The following is a 23605-nucleotide window of genomic DNA, read 5'->3' as shown; positions in this document are numbered from 1 at the left end:
AAGGCATTTTAAAATTTTATCTAACTATAGTAATAGACCCTTTATATGAATAGGTCTTACCTTTAACTATCAATCTTATCATATAATGGTATGAATCCATTGGAAGGGGTTCGCCTTTTAAATCTTTGCCATCCCAGGCAATAAAATCACTATCGGACTCCCACACCAATCTGCCCCATCTGTTAAAGATACGAACCTGAATATTATCAAAGTAAGGGTATAGATCCTGCTCAATCTGTGTGCCTAAAGGTGGAGCAGGAAAATACCATTTATCATTTATTCCATCGCCATTGGGTGTAAAAGCATGGGGAATTCTTAATTCCTCATAATTAATTCCACTTATAAGAATTGTATCAGAGTTTTTACAACCATTAACATCCGTGATCTTAACCCAAAAAGTTTGATTTCCTGGTTGAGCATCTACAGTAATTGATGGAACTATATCTCCGGTACTCCAATCATAAAGTTGGAACTGGGGATCACTAACATCAAGTGTTAATGTTTGGTTTCCAAATAAAACAGTATCATTACCTAGTTTAATCAGTGGTAATGGATTAATTTTTGCTTCAATTTCGTTGTACGAACAACTATACTTTTCATCGATAAGCCGAACCTGATAGGTTCCTGCCACTCCTGTGAAATAAATTCTATTTGTTGAATTGTCCTGCCATAAATAACTTGTAAATAAACCAGGATCCAATGCTACTTGGTTTCCATAACAAACAGCAACGCTAGTAGGAACGCCCTCAAAAGGAATATTAATAGTTGGAGAATTTAACACAATGTTTTGGCGATAAGGATCACCATCCCCACAACCAATATAATCAGGGTGTTCAACAACTTCAAAAGTGTAAATGCCTCCTTTTAAAGTTTCATTCCAATTAATTTGAATAGTATCTCCCCTGTCAATTGGGGTATAAAAAGAAGAAGGAACAACGTTACCATCGGGATCTGTAATTTTCCATGTAAAGTTACTATGGCCATTAAGACCTTTCACCCAGTAACGCTCAACGCTACCAACGCAGGCCATGGGCAAATCTTGCCCATGGCTCTGCATTACAGCAGCTATAGTTAGAGTAAGTGCTAACGCTATGTTAAGCTTCAGTTTCAATGCCTAGTTACGTTTTTGGTAAGCACATAATGTAGATTACTTTTAAACAACTATTATAGTGCCCAACTATTAGGTATATGATAGATAGGACCTGTAACTGGTTGTGGGAATACAATAATATATGCTCTAGTTACATCCGTTGCTGGTGTCCACTTAGAGTTATACCATGTATAGTTAGCATCTGTTATTTGTGTCTCATCACCTGCGGCATTTCTTATTGCAGTATAATCGCATTTACGTGATATTTTAGCATTCCATGACTGAACATCGAATTGATAAACAGTGATCAAATTATTCATTATTCCGAATGTTTGAACTGCACCATAAAGATTTTGTGGTGTTGCTGTAATCCTGTATGGATTAGTTGTATTATTAACATGTGATGCAGCAAAAAAACCTTGTACTTCAAGAGCGGGATAAGTAAGCATAGTGGCTGCTGTAACATCTGCACCTAAAGTAAGATTGTTTAATGCACCCATTGTAGCGTTGTAAACCTTATAGTCAATCTTAACATAGTAAGGAAACTCCTCGTTTGTATTTTCCGCAGCCAATGCAATATTAGTTGCAGCTATTGAACCAGAACAACCAGCAACGATATGACTAACAGGAGTTCCACCAACCTGATAGGTTGCTGGTCCAATTGCAGTTGTTATTCTAACATAAGGTGCATTAATAACTGATACTGAATGTCTAATCGTTGAACCTACACAACCACCATAAGCAGCAGTTGGGGTTTCTACCACATCAACCTCATATGTGGATGTTGTAGTAATTGCAGCTGTGAGGTTTGGTGTAAAAGTCCACTCAGAATAGTTGTCAGTTGCAGGGGCATGAGAGTTGGCAGCATTTGCTACAGGAACTGTTGACCAAGCAAATGATGAGAGAATATTTGTGGCTATAGATGCTGGTGTTGCTTTCAGAGCAGCAGGAGCTATCCATGCAGGGTTTTGAACTGGACTTGGGTAAGCCCAGAATGGTATCGCTTTACCTGTAGTAACCTTGTTTACATTTCGGTTCGCTGTATACTCCTGAATTGTAGGGTTAAAGCTTGCACTCAAAGTAATTGTTGCAGCAGCAACTCCTGTGTAAGCATTCCACTGGGTACCAACTGCTGCATCGCGCAAAAGGTAATTTGTGCCAGCAACGGGTGAAATTCTAATAACACCGTTTACAATAGCATCAAGGTCACCAGCACCACCATCAGTAGCAATAACTGTTTCTGCGCCAGTAGAACTATGCTTTGTATAGATTTGAGATCCATTTGCCGCAGTACCATCAGATTTTTTGACAGTAATATTAACCTGTGCGAAAGCACCTGATACCAGAAGTATCAAAGAGAAGGCCATCGCAATTCTTAAAAAAGTTGATTTTTTCATTGTTTTGTAAATTAAGTTAAGTTTTTGTTTATTTAGTTTTTTTACTGATTTGCTTGTTTGCAATAAATCACGTTGCTATACTTATAGCCTCGTTAAGGTGGAGGGCCATCTCGTATAGGAATCTTTCGGTCGTTCATTTTCCAATTGTTACTTTTGGAAGGCATGTCGATTATTAATTTTTAACACGTTATTAACAGGTAATACGTTGACTTAGCTGTTAAAGTTTACATATTAATACGTAATTTTACTCATTTACTTGATGAACGTACGGTTAAACCTGATAAACGGAACTAATTTTTTTTCAGTTTTCCAAAAAAATGTTAAAAAACTCCATTTTCGGCATTTAAAGAACGTGAGATAAAATCCAACCAACAATCCTGCCATTAGATATAATTAGAAGAGAATCAGACAAAAGAAAATATTTGCTGAATTTACATGTACGAAAATGGGGGAGTATGTTGTTTGGCCTATCAATAATATCTAAATTGCTATAAGCGTTGCCATAAAGTTAATTCCTCAGCAATTGAGGGTTTTATTCATTTTTCAGAATCCTTTCATATAGAAACGATTAATATGAAAGTTGTTGATCTGCTAAATTTCTAAACTCTTAAACTTGGTTTTCGCTTGAATAATGAATGCTTGCCAAAGCGAACAGGAGAAGTTTCATTTAAAAAAAGCATAGATTTAGTTGTCTAATCCTCTATTATTCTTGTTATTAAATCGTGGGCTGGATAAACTTCATACCGTTTTGTAATTGATTTAATAAGAACATCATTAGCATCAAAATACTTAACTTGCATGACTCTTCCTTCAATTTTACTGTGGTATACCCTCTCCTCTCGGCTTAGCTGTTTTCCCTTTTCATCGAGTTTGGTAATGCCTGTTAAATTTTTCTTAGCATCGTAGGTGTAACGAAATTCAACGTTCTGGTTTTGTTTATAAACATACGAGGTTCGAACCTTTTTACCAATAAGCAATCCTTTAGAGTCATATGTGGGTTTTACAGTTATACTTAAAACGGAATCGGAGGGATAAATGCTCCCCTTAATTTTGACTTTGCGAGCAAGTTCAAGGCCCTTATCGTCAAATTTTGAATCAACGGTGTAAACTTTTTTCCCTTGTGAATTTTGAGCTATTATCTTAACAGGATTGCCTGATTTATATGTGAAATTTAGAATATAAAGAATTGATGTGTCGTTTGGTTGTACGGTTTTAACAACCTCTTGGTTTACCAAATTATTCCTATAGCTAAATTCTAGCACTTGAACCATTTTTTCGTTTCTAAATACTAGTGTTCTAACTCTTTCCATTTTATTATAGGCGTGCCACTTGTAGTTATGTGGATAATGATCTTTTAAATCAAACTCTATTTCGGTATGCATTCGATTTAAGGAATCGTAAATTTCCTGTTCAACCGCATAATTTAAATCTTGCTGTTGCCCATTTTCTACAACATAGCTTGTAGTTACAATTACTCTTCGTACATCTTGTACTGGTCGTGTTTGGGCTGATATTTGGAAAGATAATGTTAAAATAAACCCGAATAGAAAAAAGATGGTTTTTAATGAGTCGAATCGTTGTTTGATTTGGGTTGCTGTATTCATATCAAAATTCTTTAGTGATATCATTGTTAAGAATATATACCTATCTCTTGTAAACATAAGTTAATTAAACGAATAGTTGATGTTGAATGTTACAAATACAAAATATTAATAGGGTATTCCATACTGTTTCATCTTGTTATAAAGCGTTTTGCGATCAATGCTAAGTAGCTGTGCTGCTTTACTTTTATTGTATCTGACCTTTTCGAGAGTAGAGACTATCAACTCATGTTCGGCATTCTCCTTTGAGTCACGAAGGTTTTCAATTTTTTTAACTGGGGCAGACACAATGTCTACATTCTCGCTCTGCGTGTATAACTCAACAGGGAGACACCGAATTGTGATCTGCTCTCCAGTTTCAAGAAGTACAGATCTTCGGATAACATTCCTTAACTCACGAATATTCCCAGGCCAGGTGTACCTCATAAATATATCAACTACCGATTGCTCAAAGCCAAGGATGTGTTTTCCCATCTCCCGATTTGCTAAATCGAGAAAATGGTTGGCAAATATTGTTAAATCGCTTTTCCGCTCCCTGAGTGGAGCAACGTTTATTGTGAATTCATTAAGGCGATGATATAGATCTTCACGAAAATCGCCACGTTTAACGGCTTCTATCAAATCATCATTCGAGGCGGTGATCAACCGAACATCAACCTCAACCTCGCGACTACTTCCAATTTTTTTAACCTTACGCTCCTGAATGGCTCGGAGAAGATTAACCTGTACCTCGTAGGGAAGGTTTCCAATTTCATCGAGAAATAAAGAACCGCCATCAGCTGCCTCAAACTGTCCAATTTTATCTGAAATTGCACCTGTGAATGATCCTTTTAGGTGACCGAAAAATTCACTGCTCGCCAATTCCTTCGATAGGGCACCACAATCAATGGCTATAAATGGTTTGCGACTGCGTTTGCTTTCATTGTGGATTTCGCGGGCAATATACTCTTTCCCAGTACCGCTATCTCCCTGAATAATTACCGAAAGGTTTGTTGGTGCAACAATACTAATATAATCATTCACCTGTTGTGCTTGAATACTTATGCCCTTAATAAATTTGGTGACTGTTCTTGAAACATTTTTGTCGGAATCGTTTATTGATGAACCTCTTCGGGCTGTTAGAGCATTTGTTATTGTAAGCAGAATCTCATCGGGGTTAATGGGTTTAGTAACATACTCATAGGCTCCCTTTTTAATTGCGCTAACGGCAATACGAATATCGGCATACCCGGTCATCAGTATAACAATAGTATCGGATGATTTTCTTTTCGCCTCAACGAGAAGATCCATCCCACTATGGTCTGGTAATCTGAAGTCGGAAAGGAGTACATCAACCTCTTCTGCCTTGATTATTCTAATCGCCTCGTCAAACGAAAAAGCCTCCTTGACCTCATGTCCCTTTTTTGAAAGGAAGGTTTTAAGCATAATACAGAAGGTGGAATCATCATCAACTACTAAAATCTTTGCCATGTGTTTCTGTATTGAAAATCGACAGGTGCTAAGTTAGAGAGTTTTTTTAATATAAAGTTGTTGGTTAACAGTTATTGGTCATTGTTTGTTATCTGTAACATATTATTTGACTGGCAAACAGATCAAGAGAAAAAATCTTCTACTCTTTCTCTTTCCAATCCCCATTTTCCTTGATCAACCAAATAAGTTCTTCAACAGCAACATCTTCCGATATATTTTTCTTTTGAATCTCCCTACCTTTATACAAGGATACCTTGCCGCTCCCTGAACCAACATACCCATAATCGGCATCGGCCATTTCGCCCGGACCATTCACAATACAACCCATCACTCCAATTTTAAGCCCCTTAAGATGACTAGTTGCTTCTTTTATTTTGGCAAGAGTTGCCTGAAGGTTATAGAGGGTGCGTCCACAACCGGGGCATGATATGTACTCGGTTTTTGTTGTGCGTGTTCTTGCTGCCTGTAGAACTGAAAATGCGGTTGAGCAAACGATTTTAGAGGATTGATTTTTAGAGGAAATCATAATTCCATCGCCAAGTCCATCAATCAGTAATGCTCCAAAATCGGCTGCGCTCTTAAGCTGAAATGATTCAATATCAGAGTCATCATATTCGCGATGAACAATCACTGGGTTTTCGATACCTGCATTCATTAATTGGATAAAAGTAACTCGTTGATCTGCATACCCATTTTTATTGCTTGTTTTGAGAATTAATATAGTGTTTTTGTTCTTATTTATCGTCTCAATTATAGATTTAGAGAGTTGTTGAAGAGTGATAATAAGGAATATTGGACTTTCTGAATTGTACGACTCTTCAATTTTTTCCGCAATTGTAATAATTGGTAAGCCCTTTAAATTCGTTAACTCCGATACATCAGCATTTCCAAAGAACAAATAATCAGCAGATAATTCTGTGTTCGCCCAAGATTGAACTTTCGTGTCAAATATCCATCCCCACTCTAATAAATCATTATTATTGATTTGTTGTTTATTAGATAGATCTGCAAATACCACCGGGAGGTTATTACCGCCAATTTTTTCAATGGCGAAAGTTTTCCTTCGATTGTATGAAAATGGATCGTAGGGTAAATCAACTATTTCAGGTATAACAGGTTGTGTTTTTCGATTCTCAAAATAGGCAACCAATTTCTTTGCTACAGGAATTTCATACTCAGGTTCTTCTGTTAACGAAACTCTAATTGTATCTCCAATACCATCGGCTAAAAGGGTACCAATGCCAACGGCAGATTTTATGCGTCCATCCTCACCTTCGCCAGCTTCGGTAACACCAAGGTGAAGCGGGTAAATCATTCCCTCCATCATCATTGAACTAACCAGCAATCTATTGGACTGAACCATAACCCTTGTATTGCTAGCTTTCATCGATATAACTATATTTTTGAAATTTTGCTTATGGCAAATTCGGAGGAATTCCATTGCCGATTCTACCATACCTGCAGGAGTATCACCATAGCGGCTCATTATCCTATCGGACAGGGAACCATGATTTACACCAATCCGTATAGCAACCCCTTTTTTAACACAAAGATTCAAGAGAGGAAGAAATCGCTCCTCAACCTTTTTTAATTCATCCTTATATTCAACATCGGTATACTTAAATGTGTCGAATTTAGCACGGGGATCAACATAATTCCCGGGATTGATCCGCACCTTTTCAACATGGAGTGCTGCCTCGATGGCAACTTCTGGATTAAAATGAATATCAGCAACTAAAGGCGTTTTATACCCTTTACTTATCAAATTTTTTTTGATGTTTGCAAAATTTTTAGCCTCTTTTAGGCTTGGAGCAGTAATTCTAAATAACTCCGCTCCTGCGTCTGCTGCTCGGATACATTGATTTACTGTTGCATAAGTATCGTTTGTGCTGGTGGTTGCCATGGTTTGAACACGTATTGGGTTGTCTCCTCCAAGCATAATTCCGCCAATTGATACAGCCGGCGTCTTTAATCGTACAAACTGTGTCAAGCTTTCGCAGTATCTCCTATTTGACATGGTCAATCCTTTTTGCAAAGTAAGGGATTTTGTATTAAATTCTTTGTAACTATTTTCCATTCTAAAAAATTTGCACGCTAAGTCGCAAAGCCGCAAAGAAATTAAGATTTTACTTTGTTGGGTTTATGTAAAGGCAATGAATTGGGGAAAATTATAAGAAAAGCAAAAATATATTAATATAGTTTTATCGAAAATTTGAGAATCTAGTAATAACGATAATTAATCGACGCAAAGGGAAAAAACTAAAAGTTTTTTCTTCTTCGTGAACTTGGCGGCTTTGCGAGAGTTGTTAGTGCAAGCATAGCATCTATATTTGACATTTTCTGTTTTTTTCAAAAGAAATATCTACTAAATTATGTAACAGAGTAGTTACAATTCTTTTTTTCATTTTTGATTATCAACAATACATTATCAATTATTCCTTGTTAACTTCACGCAAACTAATTACTTTTGCTATCGAGCCCTAATACAAAACTTTATAAATCATGAAACATATTATTGTACCTATTGATTTCTCTAAGGAATCGTTAAACGGTCTTCGTTTGGCCATAATTTTTGCGAATCAGTTTAAGAGTAATATACAGATGGTTTATGTTCAAAAGGCCGTATCGGAGATGGGGCGTATTGGTTTGGAGGAGGAGCATCGAATGGCAACCCAAGATTTTGCAAAGCTGATTGGGGAGTATTCACCAAAACTACACGAAGGTTTAGAACTAAGCTATATCATCAAAAAAGGGAAAGTTTATCGTGAAGTGGTTAATCAGGCTGAAGCATTTGAGAATACTGTTATTATATGTTCAACACATGGAGCATCGGGTTTTGAGGAGTTTTTTATTGGAAGCAATGCATTTAAAATAATATCAGCTACTGAAAAGCCCGTAATTACAATACGTCAAGGATCTGTTCCCCATGAGATTAAAAAAATTGTAATGCCTATTGATATTACTTCCGATACGCGTCAGAAAGTTCCCATTACGGCGGAGATCGCTAAGGCTTTTGGTGCAGAAGTACACGTGGTTGCCGTTTCGACAAATGAATCGGATGAGATTGTAACCAAACTTAATGCCTTTACAAAACAGGTTTGCGATTACCTTAAGGATTATGAAGTACCCTTCAAAACGGTAAAAATGAATGGCGATAATTTAACCGATATCACTATTGAGTACGCATTGGATGTTAATGCCGATTTAATAAGCATTATGACAGAACAATCGCTCTCAATTGCCAATTTTGTTCTTGGTACTTATGCGCAGCAAATGCTAAACAAATCGCCAATTCCTGTTCTTAGCGTAACTCCACAGGAGATATTTATACTTGGTAGTTTCATCACCCAAGGAAAACCTTACTAGGAAAATTGGTAAATGAATATTGTAAAATGAAGGGGAATGTTACTGTTCCCCTTTGGTTTTTGCTATTGCATTAATGTAATATTCCCCCGTTAGGGTTTGGGCAGAATCAATCTTTATTAGATTAAAACCGCTAAACAGTTTGCTGTTATCTGTAGAAACAACAAGTGCTTCGCGTGAAAGGGTCTTGGGGCGATTAATACAATCGGTATACACAGCTGAGTCGTTTGCTAACGCATTGTTAATCCTCCTTATAACATGATTAATACTATCATACTGAGTTCCTGTAATAAGATTCTTTGGATACTCCTTTGTAAAGTACTTAACTCGATTCTCTACCCCCGGTCTATTGAATAAAACAAATAGTTGTTTCTCTTGATTTACCTGACTTTCGAGAACTTTTTTAAACATTATTGTGTTGCTATCTAAACTATATCTATTTAATGGGATCAATCCAAGTGTTACATTCCATATCAGCATCCCTGTTGCAATAAAACCAATGAAACGAGTTTCATTTTTAACTATTTGTGACAATACTATTGCAAACAGAATAGGTATCATCACCATAAATTCTGCATTCCCGCTTGATAAAAATGCAAAAACAATTTGAAACAGCATTGCTAGTAAATGAACCCAAATTGGCAAATCCTTTAGTCGCTTAAAATTCCATTGGGTCTGTTTTAAACTAATCAAACCAACAATTAAAAAACCGATAGCAATAACGCCTCCCAGAACAAATAAACTGCTGATTCGGGGCAGAATAGCAAAATATCCGTGAACCTGAAAGAAAGAACGAACCATGCTGATAGCACTAAATATCAAACTACTAATACCCATTGATACTCCTGCCGCACCAGAATAATAATCCCTAAAAACAAATCGCATTAACGAGTCAAGGGTTAATGATTGATTATTGTAAAAAACCAAAACCAATATGTATGAAAGCGGAACAAGAAGAGCAGGAAGAGCAAACCAAACAAAGGGTTTAATTTTTTTCTTGTACGCTACACCAATTAAAAGTGATAACCACCAGAAAAACATTACCTGATGAACAAGACAAGCAAGTGCTACAAAAAAGCCCGAAAGAAAAAAACTAGTTGTTGAATTCTTTTTTAAACTTTTTATAAAAAAATAGCTGCCGAGCATTGAAAAAAAGAGAGGTATTATGTAGGTCTCATTCTCCGTGGCAAATCGCATAATTGCCCATGAACTTCCAATAAAAACAACCCATATAATTAGCCGTTTCCCCTCAACCCCCAACAATCTTATCGTTTTTCCAAATACGTAAAGTGTTGCAACAGCAAATAAAGCATTCAGCGTGATAAGTAGTTTAAGGGTATCAAAACTATAAGCCAGCCCAATTAGTTTTACCCAAACGAAACCTAAGGCGTTATAGAATAAGTGGTGCGAAAGGAATAGATTTTCGCCCAATTTCACGTATGCTGCATATCCCCAAGCATCAACAGAACTATTAATTGTTGGGAAAACAATATAAATAATTAAGAATATTATTGTTACGATAATAATTGTAGTATTTGATTTGTTTAATTTCATTTCACTGTTTATTTATTCTTTTCAAGATTAACGGGAGAGTACATTTAAAAAACAAAGTAAACACTTTAATTGCTATATAGTAGTGTGTTGTCATCTAAAATGTTATCTTTTATTACTTAGGATATAAGAATTTATAACTATTAAGTCCGTGGTATTTTCTTAAAAAGTATTTTTACTGATATTTTTTTATCAACGCCAATGAGAATCCTATTTATATACTCTACCACTAAAACAGTAAACAGAAGAAAACCTCTGCGAGGGCAGGAGGATATATATTTTGGTATCTCCTACATCTCCGTGATGCTAAAGCAATATAACCATCAAACGGCTTTGGTTGTTCTTGATAGAAGGTATGGCACTAAAAACCGTAAAACGGTAGATGATAAAATAGCAGGTTTCAACCCTGATATTATCTGCTATACATCAGTATTCAGCGAGTTTGAGTTTATTAGCGGTATCGCAAAATATATTCGGGATAAATACCCAAGCATATTTACAATAATAGGAGGGGTTCATGTTTCCCTTAATCCCAAGGAGGAGTACCTTAACCTTTACGATGCAATGTGCATTGGCGAAGGAGAGTACCCTGTTTTGGAACTTGCCGAAAAGATTCAGAATGGTGAATCCTACTACAATATCTCTAATCTCTGGTTTAAAAAGGATGGACGGGTTATTAAAAACCCTCCACGCCCATTCACTGAACATTTAAGCGAGTTACCATTCCCTGATAGGGAGATTTGGCAGGAGTGGATGCTAGAACCAAACTCAAGGATTACAGTGCTTTTGGGTAGAGGATGCCCGTTTAATTGCACCTACTGCTGTAACCATAAGATTAGATCGATTACAAGCGGGAAGTACGTTAGGTTAAGGGAGATTCAGAATATTATAAATGAGATGGATGAAGTTACAAAACACTTTCCCACAGTTAATGCGTTTTTCCTTGAGATAGAGACGTGCGGGGTAAATCCCGATTGGCTTATCGCAATTTGCGATGCACTTTATAAGTTTAATGAGCAGTTTACAACACCAAAATCCTTTGCCACCAACCTTCGGGTATTTCCCGGTATTAAGGACGAACCTATCTTTCAATCCCTAAAAAAAGCAAACTTCACCGCTGTTTCAATTGGTTTAGAATCGGGCAATGAAGAGGTACGTAGGAATATCCTTAACCGCAATTACTCCAACGATGATATCCGCAGGGTGGTCGCTACTGCCCGTAAATATGGGATACGGGTTGGTATCTACAATATAATAGGCATACCGGGTGAAACTTATATTCAATTCCTATATACACTAGCGATGAATCAGGAACTGCAGCCCGACTGGCACGCAACCTCTATCTTTTTCCCTTACGAGGGAACGGCACTATACGAAAAAGCCCTTGCGATGGGCATCATCCCTAAAAATATTGATTTTAACAACGAGCGCCAAAGGGCTATATTAGATTTACCGGGTTTTTCGAAACGTCAAATCCAAAAATCGTTCGATTCGTTCCACTACGATGTTTATAAAAAAGCGAAGGGGAGGAGTATTGTAAAACTAGCCATATACTTTATGCAGAAGTTTCTTGGGCATAATCTTATGGCGAATGCTAAGATTGGCTTAATCAGATTGTTGGCTGCTTTTAATCGTTGGAATTGATTTATATAAAGTCTAAAATTAAATAATACATGTTTCTGAGTTTTAAAATATTATTGCGTAAAATTTGCTGCTCCGACAGAATTATGCTAAATTGCGTCACCACAATGACTCAATTATGGATTATTTAGTCAGAGAGCTTTCGGATAATATTATTAAGAAGCTTCAACCCAATAAGGTTGTAATTGTTTGCGGAGCCAGACGGGTAGGAAAAACGGTACTTATTAAAGATATCTTAGGGAAAGTGAACGAACCTTACCTCTATTTAAATGGAGATGATATTAATGTTCATGACAAACTTGCCACTAGAACCGTGGAGAATTATAAACAGATTCTTGGTACAAATAAGCTACTTTATATCGATGAAGCCCAAAAGATACTAGATATTGGTTTGAAGCTAAAACTTATGATCGACGAGATTGACGGGCTAAAAATTATTATTTCGGGTTCATCATCTTTTAACATTCATAAAGATGCCGGAGAACCTCTTACGGGACGGAAATACACATTTAACCTGTTTGCAATATCGGAAAGGGAGTACAATCAGGTTGAAAACAGTATATCAAAAATAGATAAGGTAAGGGAACGACTGATCTTTGGCAACTATCCAGAACTTCTTCATTTGCCCAACCAAGAAGACAAAATTGATTACCTGAATGAAATGGTAAGCTCCTATCTGTTAAAAGATATTCTTGCTTATGAAAATATTAAAAATTCTCAAAAGATTTTTAACCTGTTACGGCTAATTGCCTTTCAAATTGGCGGCGAAGTATCACTTCAAGAACTAGGAAGTCAACTTTCAATTAGCAAAAATACCGTGGAAAAATATCTCGATCTGCTAAGTAAAGTATTTATTCTGCATAAAGTAGAAGGGTTTAGCAGGAATCTACGCAAAGAGATTTCAAAAAGTTCCAGATGGTATTTCTTCGATAATGGCATTAGAAACGTCGTTATAGCTAACTTCAATCCCGTTGCCTCAAGAAATGATGCCGGACAACTCTGGGAGAACTATATGATAAGCGAAAGGATTAAATACCAAGAGTATAAAAAAATTTCCTCGAATAACTACTTTTGGCGAACATACGAACAACAGGAAATAGATTGGGTGGAGGAGCGTGATGGTGCTTTATTTGGCTATGAATTTAAATGGGGAAAAACCAAGGTAAAAACACCTTCGCAATGGAAAAACGCCTACCCCGATTCAAGTTTCGAAGTAATTACTACAAATAATTTTGAAGATTGGATTAAGTAGATAATTCATGTTGGTAATTTCTAGTTAATGACGAATGTTAAGGTGATGATAATAAGAGTAGTTGCCCTTTCCAAAGAAACGTTTTAATTGATTTTTATCGGTTCTATTCCAATAAAATGGCATTTATTGCAAAATTCGGGGTTTTGGTTTTTATACCATAACTCCCTAAACATCTTAAAATCCTTACTGTTTAAGCATTCCATAACACCCTTTTCGAAGACATTTCCAAAATGCTGCTCTTTGGGAAATGGTTTCGAACAACAAGGTGCAACATAACCATTCCAGCAAATATAAAAATGTGTCCATGGAAAGGGGCATTTCTTGAATTCATTCTTTGCCTGAAAATCCCAATTACTTACCTCCACAGAAGTGTGCTTTTGCTTCATGTCCTCAACTCTTTTAAGTTCATCAATAAATGATTTGCTTTTAAAGAATTGGTAATAGTCTAGTTCTATATCAGTTACAGCACAAAGATTGAATAGCGTAAAGTTTATATATTGAATACCTATATTTTCCGAAAATGATATTAACTCATGCATCTGATGGTAATTTTCTTGAGTAACCACCATATTAAGCATTATTGTTGTCTCCGTTCCGATACAACGTTTTGTGAGATATGTAAGATTTTTCTTTACCTTTTCAAAACTTGCATTCTTCCTAATCTGCTCATACACGCCATCTAACCCATCAATTGAAACCTGAATTGTATCAACCTTACCTATTATTTTTTGCACACCTCCAGTAAAATCTGGGGTCATAGCATTGGTTGAGAGAGAAATAATTATTCCCTTATTCTTCAATTTAATATAATCAACAATTTGTTCTATCTCCTTGTAAAGGAATGTTTCTCCCATACCCGTCAAGCCTATCGAATCGAGATATGGCCAAACTTCATCAACAATTTTTTTTGCTTGATTAATATCTATACTCCCCTTATCCATTTCCTTTCCATAATCATACTCCCTTGGACATGTAATACAATGAAGATTACAGTGGTTGGTTAACTCAAGCATTACAGTAGAAGGGAAAGCAACTTTTGTTGACTGGCTATATTTGAAATAAAAATGTTTAATTTTATTAAAACAATAGAGAAAGAAATACTTCCCCTGCGGTAGGTATTTAATTCGTTTTAGGGCTTTTTTTAGTTTTCTTTTATTCATCATATAAACATTTGGACATTATTAACGAACAAGTTCTGAAATAGTAATTGATTTCAAACAATCCGTGCTAATAAGAACAACCTATTATTCATTTAGTATATCATAACTTTAAAATCATCGAAGTTGAGATTTTACGCCCATTATTCCAAATATATAATTTTAACTCACAATCAGGGAGTGTGGTTTGAACCAATACAGGAAACAAGAATTTAAACTCCTGCCATTCATTTAAGGTATCAATGGTCGTAGCGAGATTAAATGAATTCATATAAATATTCTTGCTGCCTGAATCGATTGACGCAACAACATAAACACCATTTAAGTCCTCCACGGTGTAAATTTTTGCATAAAATAGTAAGGCGTGGTTCGACAAACCGCCGTTTCAAGGTACGGAATAAGGAACTATTAATCGAACAGAAGAAGAAGCGATGGATACAACTGAAATTTATAGTTGTTAAGCATCATGTTTATTTGTGCTTACCTTTAATGTATAAATAAAATTCTTCTTGTACATATTTAACAAGTTTCTTTACATATTCTGCTTTCTCTATTATGGAAACGCCAGATCTGCTTTTTGTAATTAAAAAATTTTTTGAAATAGGGTCAAATACAGGTTTATTGTTCAAATAAACAGAGTTAATGTCTTCATATCCTCCCGTTAGAATTCCGACTAATTCTATTTTGTCAGTTACGTAAAAAATAGGACCACCACTATTACCATGTGTTGCATTTGATTCCATTAATGCTATATGATATAAGTCTTTATTTGTCATATTTAATGATGGTTTCCAAACAATATATCCCGGTTTAAATGTCGAAATATTATATAAAAAAGAATATTGAAATCTATTTTCAACATGATCTGGATAACCAAATAACCATACCTGACTTCCAATATAAGGAACAGTCATATAATTAATTGGAAATATTTTAACATTTTTTTTTATTTGCTTTTTCAATAAAAACTTTATTAAAATACATAGGAAACATCAAAATACACCCTAAATCAATTTCTTTATTAGGGTATAAAAAAGTATTTGGAGTATTATCTGAGTTTGTTAGAGGTATTTCTATCCCCCAATAATCAGTCGTTTTAATAGTATCTGCCCATGAAGCTCTAATATAAATGTTTTTCTTATTCTCTGTAAAAAATTTAATTACATGACCAGCAGTAACAACATTATATACTAAATTAGTATCAATCTTGAAATATGTTACCAGTCCTGTTCCAATAGCTACAAACTTCTTAACTTCTTTTTTCACATTATCAGCAATGATTGTATCATTTACTGTTGTTCCTATTGCAACAATAAATTCTTTCATTCCTAAAAAACTTCTTTCTATCTCCTGGTTAGTTTGACAGAATGAATTTTGTGGAATTACAATTGTAATCAATGATATAAAGACATATAATTTTTTCATTGAATTGGTTTTAGTTATATAACAATACGTCCATAGTTTATATATTCTTGTTTAGCATTACCCTTCTTTACATCAAAGTTAATGCAATTTATTAATTATCTAAATACAACTTGATTTTCTACCCATAAGAAAAGGTTTCGGCAAAACACCGTTTTGTGGTACGATTAAGGTTAAGAACAGGTTCAGTTGATGAAACGCCGTAGTGCTGTGGTTGAAATGTACCACGAGGTGGTACTATGTCTGGTATTGGTATTCAACTCCATGAATGGAGCGGTATCATACCCTGTGGGTATTATGTTTAATGTTAATAACAAAAATCAGAATAAACTTATTAAAAAACGTGTTCTATTCTGATATTCATACACTTAAACATCAGGCTGAATACCAAGCTGTTTTTGTATTTTTTTGTAACACAAAGCATTACTATGTTCACAACTATAATTTAATGTTGATATTTTCAAGCTGTGTTAATGGTTCTAAAACAACTTAGTTTCAATAATTTTGCAGAAGTTCTTTGAACAGCGAGTGTGTGAGAAAAAAAGAAGGCCGATAGAAGAGTTTCTAATCAGCCCTCAAAATATGTTTTGATAGTTTTGACACAACAAATTAAGACATTTTTGAATCAAGATGCAAACTGTTGGTCTATTTTTTAATGAACACCACCGCCAAGTTATTCACTACTAAAACCTTTTATTCATAATGCTTTTAGATTATTTTAGGCACTTGCTATTAACAGCAGGAATGAATTTGGCTCTTTTTTTGGTGGTATTGTTTCTAATAGGCGTAATAGTATTACAACCTATACTAAAGAAGAAACAGACCAGCAACGCTAAACGGAAGTTTAGAGCATCTATCGAGTACGAAGAAGATTAGATCTTCGTCTAGTTAAAGAGTTAAAGCCCCATCCAAAAAAGATGGGGCTTTTCATTTTACCTAGGCTAAGCATTCTAAGCATATGCAAGAAGAATAGGATAATTATTTTTGTAGTGCCAAATAAACGACCATTTAAAAAGAATCTGTTTATTATTTCAAGCTCATTGTCAAGTAATTAAATCTACTATCTAAAAAATGAACTTTTGAGAAAGAGAATCAGTAAAAATTGCTTAATTGGGTCAGGACAAGAACCTCGGTTCAATTAGACATTCGTCAAATAATTTGTTCTAAATTTGTTCTAAACTATGCTATCTGTTTGATATACTGAACCATTCAAAGTCCCATCCAAACTCTGTAATACTGTTAGCTTATTAGTAGGCTCATATTTCCGTTAGTTAGAACGGTTTGTGTTATTCTGTCTATCTGGATCAACAATTTTTTCATTTGTTTGTGATACCTTAAACCCCAAGCCGAGATAAATATCCATTACAAATCTTTTCTTTATGGGTGTAAACCCAAATTTGGCAATACCTCCTATTCCTTTTTTTTCTCTGGAAATTAATGGGTAGTAATTTTTTCTTCCTTCGTATTCTGGAAATTGAAGATTGTCATAAAACCCATAAGTTGCAACTATCATTGGTGAAAAATATAGCCCTTCGGAATTATAGAATCTCAAACCTGCTTGTAAAACAAACTGATTATAACACCAGAAAGGATCTTTAAAGGAAAAACCAACGAAATTTGTAAAGTTCTCTCCTTGCCTGTACCCAACCTTTACCTCATACGCTTTATTCTTTTTGTAAAAAGTGGTATAATTAATACTGTAACCTATTTCCCCTATTCCGATCGCAACTATTTTTTTTCCATTAAATGGGGTGTTTGTGCTGTCCTGGGCCACAACAATTGTTGAATAAGAATGCATGTAAAATATAAGCACCAACAAACCTTTCCGAATTATTGATCTAATTAAACTTTTCATTTTTTATAAATCCTTTCCTTATTATAAAAGTAACACAATTTATTTAACCACAAAAGGTCGTGTTTTATATCTTTTTCCCCATGTACAACCTAAAACCCTGCAAAACAATTACATTTGCATTGTTGTTAATAATATAATTCAATCCTAAATGGGATTAAACTAAGATTTATGAAAAGCAAAAAGAAGAAACAGGATAAAAAAGCTAAGAATGGCCTTGGTAAAAAGGCTCTTACAAAAGAAATCCTACAGATATTCGCCAACAACCCCACTTATACATATAATTATAAGCAACTTGCTAAATTGCTTGATATAAAAGATGATGGGCCTCGGAAAATGATCACCGAAATACTCTATGAGCTTCTGGCCGGCAATACGCTCGATGAGGTTTACGCAGGCAAGTTTAAGCTTAAAGCACTAGCAGGTTATTCCACTGGAGTTATTGAGATGAATAACGACGGTACAGCAGAGGTGACTACTGAGGATAACCGTGAAATTTTTATCCCAGAGTTCCGTCTTAACCACGCCTTACACGGCGATAAGGTTCAGATTCTTATCACCCACCGAATGCGGCGTAATCTGCCTGAAGGCGAGGTTATAAAGGTTATTGAACGAGCTAAACGTAATTTTGTTGGAACCATCAGCCTTGAAAGGAATTATGCATTTCTTGTCCCTGATAACAAGCAGATGCCTTATGACATCTTTATCGCACAAAAAGATCTTAAAAAGGCCAAGAATGGTCAAAAAGTAATCGCGCGAATTACCGATTGGCCTTCAAATATGAAAAATCCTAATGGGGAGGTGATTGAGGTGCTTGGTAATCCTGGCGTAAACGAGGTTGAGATGCATGCTATTCTGGCTGAATTTGAACTACCTTACAGATTCCCCGAAGAACTTGATAAGATTGCCAACAAGATTAGCGATAAAATTACTCAAAAGGATTACAGCGATCGTAGAGATTTTAGGGAAATTCCAACTTTTACCATAGACCCCGTTGATGCAAAGGATTTTGATGATGCTCTTTCGTTCAGTGTTTTGCCAAACAGTAACTACGAAATTGGCGTTCACATCGCCGATGTTACCCATTACGTTGAGTCGGGTTCACCAATTGATAACGAAGCCATAGAACGCGCAACTTCCGTTTATCTCGTAGATAGGTGTGTTCCAATGCTGCCCGAAAGGCTTTCGAATTTTGTTTGTTCATTACGTCCAAATGAGGAGAAACTTTGCTTTGCAGCTGTCTTTGAAATGAATGACTCTGCTGAAATCATCAGCCAATGGATTGGCAGAACTGTTATCCTCTCTAAACGCCGATTTTCATACGAGGAGGCTCAACAAGTCATCGAAACAGGCAATGGTGATATGCAAATCGAGATTCTTAAGTTACATGAGCTTGCTCAAAAACTAAGAAAAAATAGATTTAAATCCGGCGCAATTGGCTTTGAGCGCACCGAAGTTAAATTCAATCTTGATGATAAAGGAAAACCGCTTGGTGTATTCTTCAAGGAGAATAAGGCATCCAACCAGCTAATCGAGGAATTCATGCTGCTCGCCAATAAAAAAGTTGCTGAATTGGTTGGGCGTGTTAAGGATAAAACAGCCAAACCCTTCGTTTATCGTATTCACGATAAGCCAAACCCTGAAAAATTTGAATCGTTCCGTAATTTTATCACACGCTTTGGTTACAACATTATGGGAGGAACTGAGAAGCAGATAAGCAAATCGTTGAATAAACTTATGGATGATGTTCGAGGTAAAAAGGAGCAGAACCTCGTTGAAACGCTTGCGTTGCGTTCGATGGCAAAGGCAAGATATTCGACCAATAATATTGGTCACTATGGACTTGCATTTACGCACTATACCCATTTCACCTCCCCAATTCGCCGCTATCCTGATATGATGGTTCATCGACTGTTGGCGCACTATCTGAATCAAGGAACTCCAAAGGATGAGCATGCACTAGAAAAACTCTGCAAGCATTCATCGGATATGGAGGTTAAGGCAACCGAGGCCGAAAGGGCTTCGATTAAGTATAAACAGGTTGAGTTCATGACCGATAAAGTTGGACAGGTATTCTCTGGTGTAATATCTGGCGTTGCTGGTTTTGGACTTTTTGTTGAACTAATTGATAGTAAATGCGAAGGTTTAGTTCCCATTCGCGAGCTGGATGACGATTTCTACGAGTTTGATGAGGATAACTACTGCCTTATTGGAAAGCAAACAGGCAATAAATTTCAACTTGGTGACGAGGTAAAAGTAGAGGTGTGGAGGACAAATCTCGCGAAAAAACATTTGGATTTTAGATTAGCTGAAACGGGCGAAAAGAAAATTATATCAAAAGATAAATCAAAGTTCAAAAAACGCCGTTAGTCTAATCAATATTACTCCATGTAAAAGTCAACGAACTATATGTTTGAAAATAAGTCAAATAATTAAACCTATAAAAAATGAAACGATTTTTTGTATTCGCAATTGTTATTGTATTCCTAACAAGTTGCGGTAAAAAAAATGAGATGAAAACTGGTCCATGGCTAGGAGTAATCCAAATTGACCCACAGGATAACAGTATGGTTGTTCCATTTAATATGACCTACTCTTTAAACGAAAAAGGTGTTGCTCAATTTGAGATAACCAATGCCGATGAAAAGATTATCATCACAGAGATTACTAGAAATGGGGACACCTTGGTTATAAAAACCCCTGTGTTTACAAGTGTAGTGGTTGCCGTACTTCGCAACGATTCTCTTGTTGGAAAATATTATCCAAAGGGGATTGAAGTTGGGAATCCTTATAGGTTTTATGCCGTTTCTGGTGTTGTTGATCGTTTTCCTTGGCATACTGAAAAAGCTGCTTTTGATGTAACTGGTCGTTGGAAAGTAATTGAAAACCCAGGAACATCAGATTCAACAATAATGGTTGGTGAATTCAGGCAAACTGGCGATAAGGTTTTAGGTACATTCCTCAATATTACTGGCGATTATCGTTATCTTGAGGGAAAAGTATCTGGAAACAAATTCCTGTTTTCTAAAATGGATGGTGCTCAATCTTTAATCTTTAATGCCAATATAAAAGATCAGAATACCATGGAGAACGGCAGGTTTATGGGAAGTTCAAAATGGACAAGCAAATGGATTGCAATTAGGGATGAAAACATAGTTCTTCCTGGTAGCGAAGATCTTGTAAAAGTAAAGAAGGGTTACACCACCTTTGATTTTGCGGGTACTGATATAAATGGAAAAAAGATTACCTCAAAAGATGAAATATTCAAGAATAAAGTTGTCGCTGTTCTTGCGGGAGGTAGTTGGTGCCCCAACTGTTTGGACGAAGCAAGGTTGTTTCGCGATCTATATAGTAAATATAAAAATCAAGGTTTTGAGGTTGTTGCATTAAACTTTGAGGATAAAACGTTTGAGATATCAAAGAAAAAGATGGAACGATTTATAAATCAAACTGGAGCAAATTATACCTTTTTGTATGTATCTTCTCGTGGTCGCGAGAAGAGGGACTCTGTTTTATACCCAATTGAAGGTCAAATGGCATTTCCTACAGGATTATTTTTGGACAAAAAAGGTACTATAAGAAAAATTGAGACCGGTTTTTCTGGCCCCGGTACAGGTGAACACTACACAAAGTTTGTAGAGGAAACAACAAAACTGATTGAACTTCTGCTTAGCGAAAAATAGTGCAGAATACAAAAGGGGGTTAGCGCCCCCTTTTTCTATTTACTCCTATATCTCTTAAAAACAATATTGTAAAAAGCCCTAAAAAAGTATTTAAAGTCAGTCCAAAATGGACTTTTTTCATACGCTTCAAGATACTTCATCTCTGAAGCCATAATTTCCTCAAGCGTTTTGGGGTTATCAACATAAAATGGAGGAATCAACCCTGGTTTGAACTTCACCCTCTTTTCTTGAAGTTCTTGCGAATACAAATTAAAATAGTGCTGACTTAAAGGTCTCACTCCAAATAATTTCATGTCGCCACGGAAGAAATTTACAAACATTGGAAGCTCATCAATCCAGAATTTCCGCATAAACCGTCCAAGGGTTGAAACCCTAAAATCGTTGTTAAACTTGCCCCCAGCCTGTAAATCGTTCTTTTCGTATACATAACCCTGAAGATATTCTGCATAAGGATGCATCGTTCTCATTTTATAAACCTTAATAAGTTTCCCCCCCCTACCTACTCTTTTAAGTTTGATAATTGGACCATAGGATGGTTCAAGGTCAAAAGCTGGGGTTTTGACTTTTCGTGCTACTACAAAATATCGTTTATCGATGTACTCCTCGTCAACAATTTCAAAACCACAAGAGTAAAGACGTCCCAAAAGTTCGGCACGACTTAAAACCCTGTTTTCTCCACGAGTAAGAAGAAAGTATATTTTTTTTGTTATTGGAAACTTTGGAAAAACCCTTTTTATTAGAAAGTCGACTGAATAGTAAAAATAATTAAGCACCGGAGGAAATTTCGCTAAAATTCTTTTCTTTCGTAAATCCTTGGTTTCTGCCGTGCAGATAAAAATTCCATTCTTTGGTAGTTTTTCATTAACGGCTTCAAAAAATTTGTTAATCCACTGTATATCGTTAACCCGCTTAATATTTATAATTGCTTTATACAAATTACCATGAATACTCATAATATTAAAACGAGTAGTCGTAGATACTATTAAAGTAGACTCCGCGGAAATGTTAACAAATTTCTCGAAAAAACAGTATGCGGATTCTCCCAATTCTTGAATTATTGCGTTTTTTACAGATAATTCTTGGGGGTAGGTAACTACTGATTCTGGTATTTTTTCAGTGGATCTAAAACGATACTCAAGGATGTCAATCTTTTTTTTATCATGATCTGCGGTATAAAACCCTTCTCGAATAATCGGAGCTCTTTTAAATAAATAGCCAAAATAGAGAAATGAAAACTCAAAAAGAGATGCAAAGAGAATAGTAGCAAAGACAATAAAACCAAAACTCTTGTCAAAACGCATCAAATAAAGAATAACAACAGCAAGCATCAATAAACTAATATTACTAAATAAAACCTGCTTTGTGCTTTCAGTAATACTAACTCTTTTGAAATTATACTTATTAAATAGAAGCGAAATCAACACCCAGAAAAGGCCAAGTAAGTACAATTCATAATAAATATGATTGGTTCTGAAGGATACTGGATTAATTTTAATACTTAACCAAAACCCAACTAAAACAAATTGGATATCAATTACAATAAGACCAAATGCTCGCCGGCTCATTCCGTGATTAATCTTGTTCAAAATCGAGGCAAGTTAACTTAATATTTTTTTGTTTTTATATAAGATGATGAAAATCATTGAAAAAAATACATTCAAAAAGTAATTTTGGGAAGGTAAATCATGCCCCGTTCTCACACTTTTGTTTTTTCAAATAACAAAATATCAACCGTTTAATCAACAAACAAATCATCGATTATGTTATACAATACGTGATTTTTTTTAGTTCTACTCTATTTATGATGTTATTTGTTTTGTGAAATTACCTTTGGGGAAGCAAAATAGGAAGTGGCTGTATGGTAAAAATAAAACATGCTATAAATTAGCAACTTACAAATATAAATACCGGTTTTTACAAATTATTTAAGCACCTCATTGAATATTTCCTAATTTTGAATTATCGGTTGTACATTTGTATCCTGTATTACTTTTTAGATTGAATATTCTATTTCATGTTTTTTCAACCAAAATATATTTAAATGTTATCATCATCATGGAATAGTAAGCTTGATTTAAAGGAAGTGCTCGTAAATGGTTAAATAGTTGATTTACTCTTCTAGTATC

The 23605-nt window shown here is 35.4% G+C and carries 19 protein-coding genes; 7 read left to right on the top strand and 12 right to left on the bottom strand.

Features of this window, described 5'->3' with window-relative positions:
- Positions 1 to 16: 16 nt before the first annotated feature.
- The 5 genes from HOO91_12275 to ispG all read right to left on the bottom strand — a co-directional run bounded on the left by HOO91_12275 (position 17) and on the right by ispG (position 7575).
- Positions 17 to 1111 carry a gliding motility-associated C-terminal domain-containing protein gene (locus HOO91_12275; GenBank protein ID NOU18323.1) on the bottom strand — a complete coding sequence of 365 codons (1095 nt, stop codon included), beginning with the start codon at positions 1109 to 1111 and terminating at the stop codon, positions 17 to 19.
- Between the two features lie 53 nt (positions 1112 to 1164).
- Complete coding sequence (locus HOO91_12270; protein ID NOU18322.1) at positions 1165 to 2487, bottom strand: hypothetical protein; 1323 nt, start codon at positions 2485 to 2487, stop codon at positions 1165 to 1167.
- Between the two features lie 692 nt (positions 2488 to 3179).
- Positions 3180 to 4091: a hypothetical protein gene (locus HOO91_12265; GenBank protein NOU18321.1), complete on the bottom strand. Its 912-nt coding sequence runs from the start codon at positions 4089 to 4091 to the stop codon at positions 3180 to 3182.
- A 105-nt stretch (positions 4092 to 4196) separates the two neighbouring features.
- Positions 4197 to 5558 (bottom strand): sigma-54-dependent Fis family transcriptional regulator, encoded by a 1362-nt coding sequence (locus HOO91_12260; GenBank protein ID NOU18320.1) that lies wholly within the window; start codon positions 5556 to 5558, stop codon positions 4197 to 4199.
- Between the two features lie 139 nt (positions 5559 to 5697).
- Complete coding sequence (gene ispG / locus HOO91_12255) at positions 5698 to 7575, bottom strand: (E)-4-hydroxy-3-methylbut-2-enyl-diphosphate synthase (protein NOU18319.1); 1878 nt, start codon at positions 7573 to 7575, stop codon at positions 5698 to 5700.
- 485 nt (positions 7576 to 8060) lie between these two features.
- Here ispG and HOO91_12250 point away from each other — a divergent pair, with 485 nt between their 5' ends.
- Positions 8061 to 8924 (top strand): universal stress protein, encoded by an 864-nt coding sequence (locus HOO91_12250; protein NOU18318.1) that lies wholly within the window; start codon positions 8061 to 8063, stop codon positions 8922 to 8924.
- A 39-nt stretch (positions 8925 to 8963) separates the two neighbouring features.
- Here the strand turns inward: HOO91_12250 and HOO91_12245 are convergent, their stop codons facing one another.
- On the bottom strand, positions 8964 to 10475 hold the full coding sequence (locus HOO91_12245; GenBank protein NOU18317.1) for a hypothetical protein: 1512 nt from the start codon (positions 10473 to 10475) through the stop codon (positions 8964 to 8966).
- A gap of 198 nt (positions 10476 to 10673) precedes the next feature.
- Here HOO91_12245 and HOO91_12240 point away from each other — a divergent pair, with 198 nt between their 5' ends.
- Both HOO91_12240 and HOO91_12235 read left to right on the top strand, forming a co-directional pair.
- Positions 10674 to 12116 (top strand): radical SAM protein, encoded by a 1443-nt coding sequence (locus HOO91_12240; GenBank protein NOU18316.1) that lies wholly within the window; start codon positions 10674 to 10676, stop codon positions 12114 to 12116.
- A gap of 115 nt (positions 12117 to 12231) precedes the next feature.
- The gene (locus HOO91_12235; protein ID NOU18315.1) at positions 12232 to 13365 is read left to right on the top strand and encodes an ATP-binding protein; all 1134 of its coding nucleotides are present in this window, start codon (positions 12232 to 12234) and stop codon (positions 13363 to 13365) included.
- 83 nt (positions 13366 to 13448) lie between these two features.
- Here the strand turns inward: HOO91_12235 and HOO91_12230 are convergent, their stop codons facing one another.
- The 4 genes from HOO91_12230 to HOO91_12215 all read right to left on the bottom strand — a co-directional run bounded on the left by HOO91_12230 (position 13449) and on the right by HOO91_12215 (position 15947).
- Positions 13449 to 14525 (bottom strand): radical SAM protein, encoded by a 1077-nt coding sequence (locus HOO91_12230; protein NOU18314.1) that lies wholly within the window; start codon positions 14523 to 14525, stop codon positions 13449 to 13451.
- Between the two features lie 100 nt (positions 14526 to 14625).
- Complete coding sequence (locus tag HOO91_12225; protein NOU18313.1) at positions 14626 to 14856, bottom strand: hypothetical protein; 231 nt, start codon at positions 14854 to 14856, stop codon at positions 14626 to 14628.
- Between the two features lie 136 nt (positions 14857 to 14992).
- Positions 14993 to 15484: a hypothetical protein gene (locus HOO91_12220; GenBank protein NOU18312.1), complete on the bottom strand. Its 492-nt coding sequence runs from the start codon at positions 15482 to 15484 to the stop codon at positions 14993 to 14995.
- Positions 15456 to 15947, bottom strand: coding sequence for a hypothetical protein (locus HOO91_12215; protein ID NOU18311.1), 492 nt, complete (start codon positions 15945 to 15947; stop codon positions 15456 to 15458). Before HOO91_12215 ends, HOO91_12220 begins: the two co-directional genes overlap by 29 nt.
- Before the next feature lie 189 nt (positions 15948 to 16136).
- On the opposite strand from HOO91_12215, the gene HOO91_12210 reads away from it, so the two are divergent.
- Positions 16137 to 16301, top strand: a complete 165-nt coding sequence (locus tag HOO91_12210) for a hypothetical protein (protein NOU18310.1) — start codon at positions 16137 to 16139, stop codon at positions 16299 to 16301.
- Positions 16302 to 16646: 345 nt separating this feature from the next.
- Positions 16647 to 16820: a hypothetical protein gene (locus tag HOO91_12205; protein NOU18309.1), complete on the top strand. Its 174-nt coding sequence runs from the start codon at positions 16647 to 16649 to the stop codon at positions 16818 to 16820.
- Positions 16821 to 17211: 391 nt separating this feature from the next.
- Here the strand turns inward: HOO91_12205 and HOO91_12200 are convergent, their stop codons facing one another.
- On the bottom strand, positions 17212 to 17799 hold the full coding sequence (locus HOO91_12200) for a hypothetical protein (protein ID NOU18308.1): 588 nt from the start codon (positions 17797 to 17799) through the stop codon (positions 17212 to 17214).
- A gap of 168 nt (positions 17800 to 17967) precedes the next feature.
- Between HOO91_12200 and rnr the strand changes: the two genes are divergently transcribed.
- The gene (gene rnr, locus HOO91_12195; GenBank protein ID NOU18307.1) at positions 17968 to 20166 is read left to right on the top strand and encodes a ribonuclease R; all 2199 of its coding nucleotides are present in this window, start codon (positions 17968 to 17970) and stop codon (positions 20164 to 20166) included.
- Between the two features lie 77 nt (positions 20167 to 20243).
- Positions 20244 to 21479 (top strand): TlpA family protein disulfide reductase, encoded by a 1236-nt coding sequence (locus tag HOO91_12190; GenBank protein NOU18306.1) that lies wholly within the window; start codon positions 20244 to 20246, stop codon positions 21477 to 21479.
- A gap of 35 nt (positions 21480 to 21514) precedes the next feature.
- Here HOO91_12190 and HOO91_12185 read toward each other — a convergent pair whose 3' ends face one another.
- Positions 21515 to 23065, bottom strand: coding sequence for a hypothetical protein (locus HOO91_12185; GenBank protein NOU18305.1), 1551 nt, complete (start codon positions 23063 to 23065; stop codon positions 21515 to 21517).
- Between the last annotated feature and the right edge of the window lie 540 nt (positions 23066 to 23605).

The sequence above is a fragment of the Bacteroidales bacterium genome, from assembly GCA_013141385.1.
GTDB lineage: Bacteria > Bacteroidota > Bacteroidia > Bacteroidales > Tenuifilaceae > UBA8529.
Note: the sequence above shows the minus strand (reverse complement) of the source record. Positions and strands in the feature narration are given on the sequence as shown.

Bases quoted from the DNA above. Each gene is read 5' to 3' on its own strand.
- HOO91_12240 (NOU18316.1), top strand. From the start codon at position 10,674: ATGAGAATCCTATTTATATACTCTACCACTAAAACAGTAAACAGAAGA.
- HOO91_12205 (NOU18309.1), top strand. From the start codon at position 16,647: ATGCTTTTAGATTATTTTAGGCACTTGCTATTAACAGCAGGAATGAAT.
- HOO91_12260 (NOU18320.1), bottom strand. From the start codon at position 5,558: ATGGCAAAGATTTTAGTAGTTGATGATGATTCCACCTTCTGTATTATG.
- rnr (NOU18307.1), top strand. From the start codon at position 17,968: ATGAAAAGCAAAAAGAAGAAACAGGATAAAAAAGCTAAGAATGGCCTT.
- HOO91_12250 (NOU18318.1), top strand. From the start codon at position 8,061: ATGAAACATATTATTGTACCTATTGATTTCTCTAAGGAATCGTTAAAC.
- HOO91_12210 (NOU18310.1), top strand. From the start codon at position 16,137: ATGAAACGCCGTAGTGCTGTGGTTGAAATGTACCACGAGGTGGTACTA.
- HOO91_12245 (NOU18317.1), bottom strand. From the start codon at position 10,475: ATGAAATTAAACAAATCAAATACTACAATTATTATCGTAACAATAATA.
- HOO91_12190 (NOU18306.1), top strand. From the start codon at position 20,244: ATGAAACGATTTTTTGTATTCGCAATTGTTATTGTATTCCTAACAAGT.
- ispG (NOU18319.1), bottom strand. From the start codon at position 7,575: ATGTCAAATAGGAGATACTGCGAAAGCTTGACACAGTTTGTACGATTA.
- HOO91_12200 (NOU18308.1), bottom strand. From the start codon at position 17,799: ATGAAAAGTTTAATTAGATCAATAATTCGGAAAGGTTTGTTGGTGCTT.
- HOO91_12230 (NOU18314.1), bottom strand. From the start codon at position 14,525: ATGAATAAAAGAAAACTAAAAAAAGCCCTAAAACGAATTAAATACCTA.
- HOO91_12270 (NOU18322.1), bottom strand. From the start codon at position 2,487: ATGAAAAAATCAACTTTTTTAAGAATTGCGATGGCCTTCTCTTTGATA.
- HOO91_12235 (NOU18315.1), top strand. From the start codon at position 12,232: ATGGATTATTTAGTCAGAGAGCTTTCGGATAATATTATTAAGAAGCTT.
- HOO91_12265 (NOU18321.1), bottom strand. From the start codon at position 4,091: ATGAATACAGCAACCCAAATCAAACAACGATTCGACTCATTAAAAACC.
- HOO91_12215 (NOU18311.1), bottom strand. From the start codon at position 15,947: ATGAAAAAATTATATGTCTTTATATCATTGATTACAATTGTAATTCCA.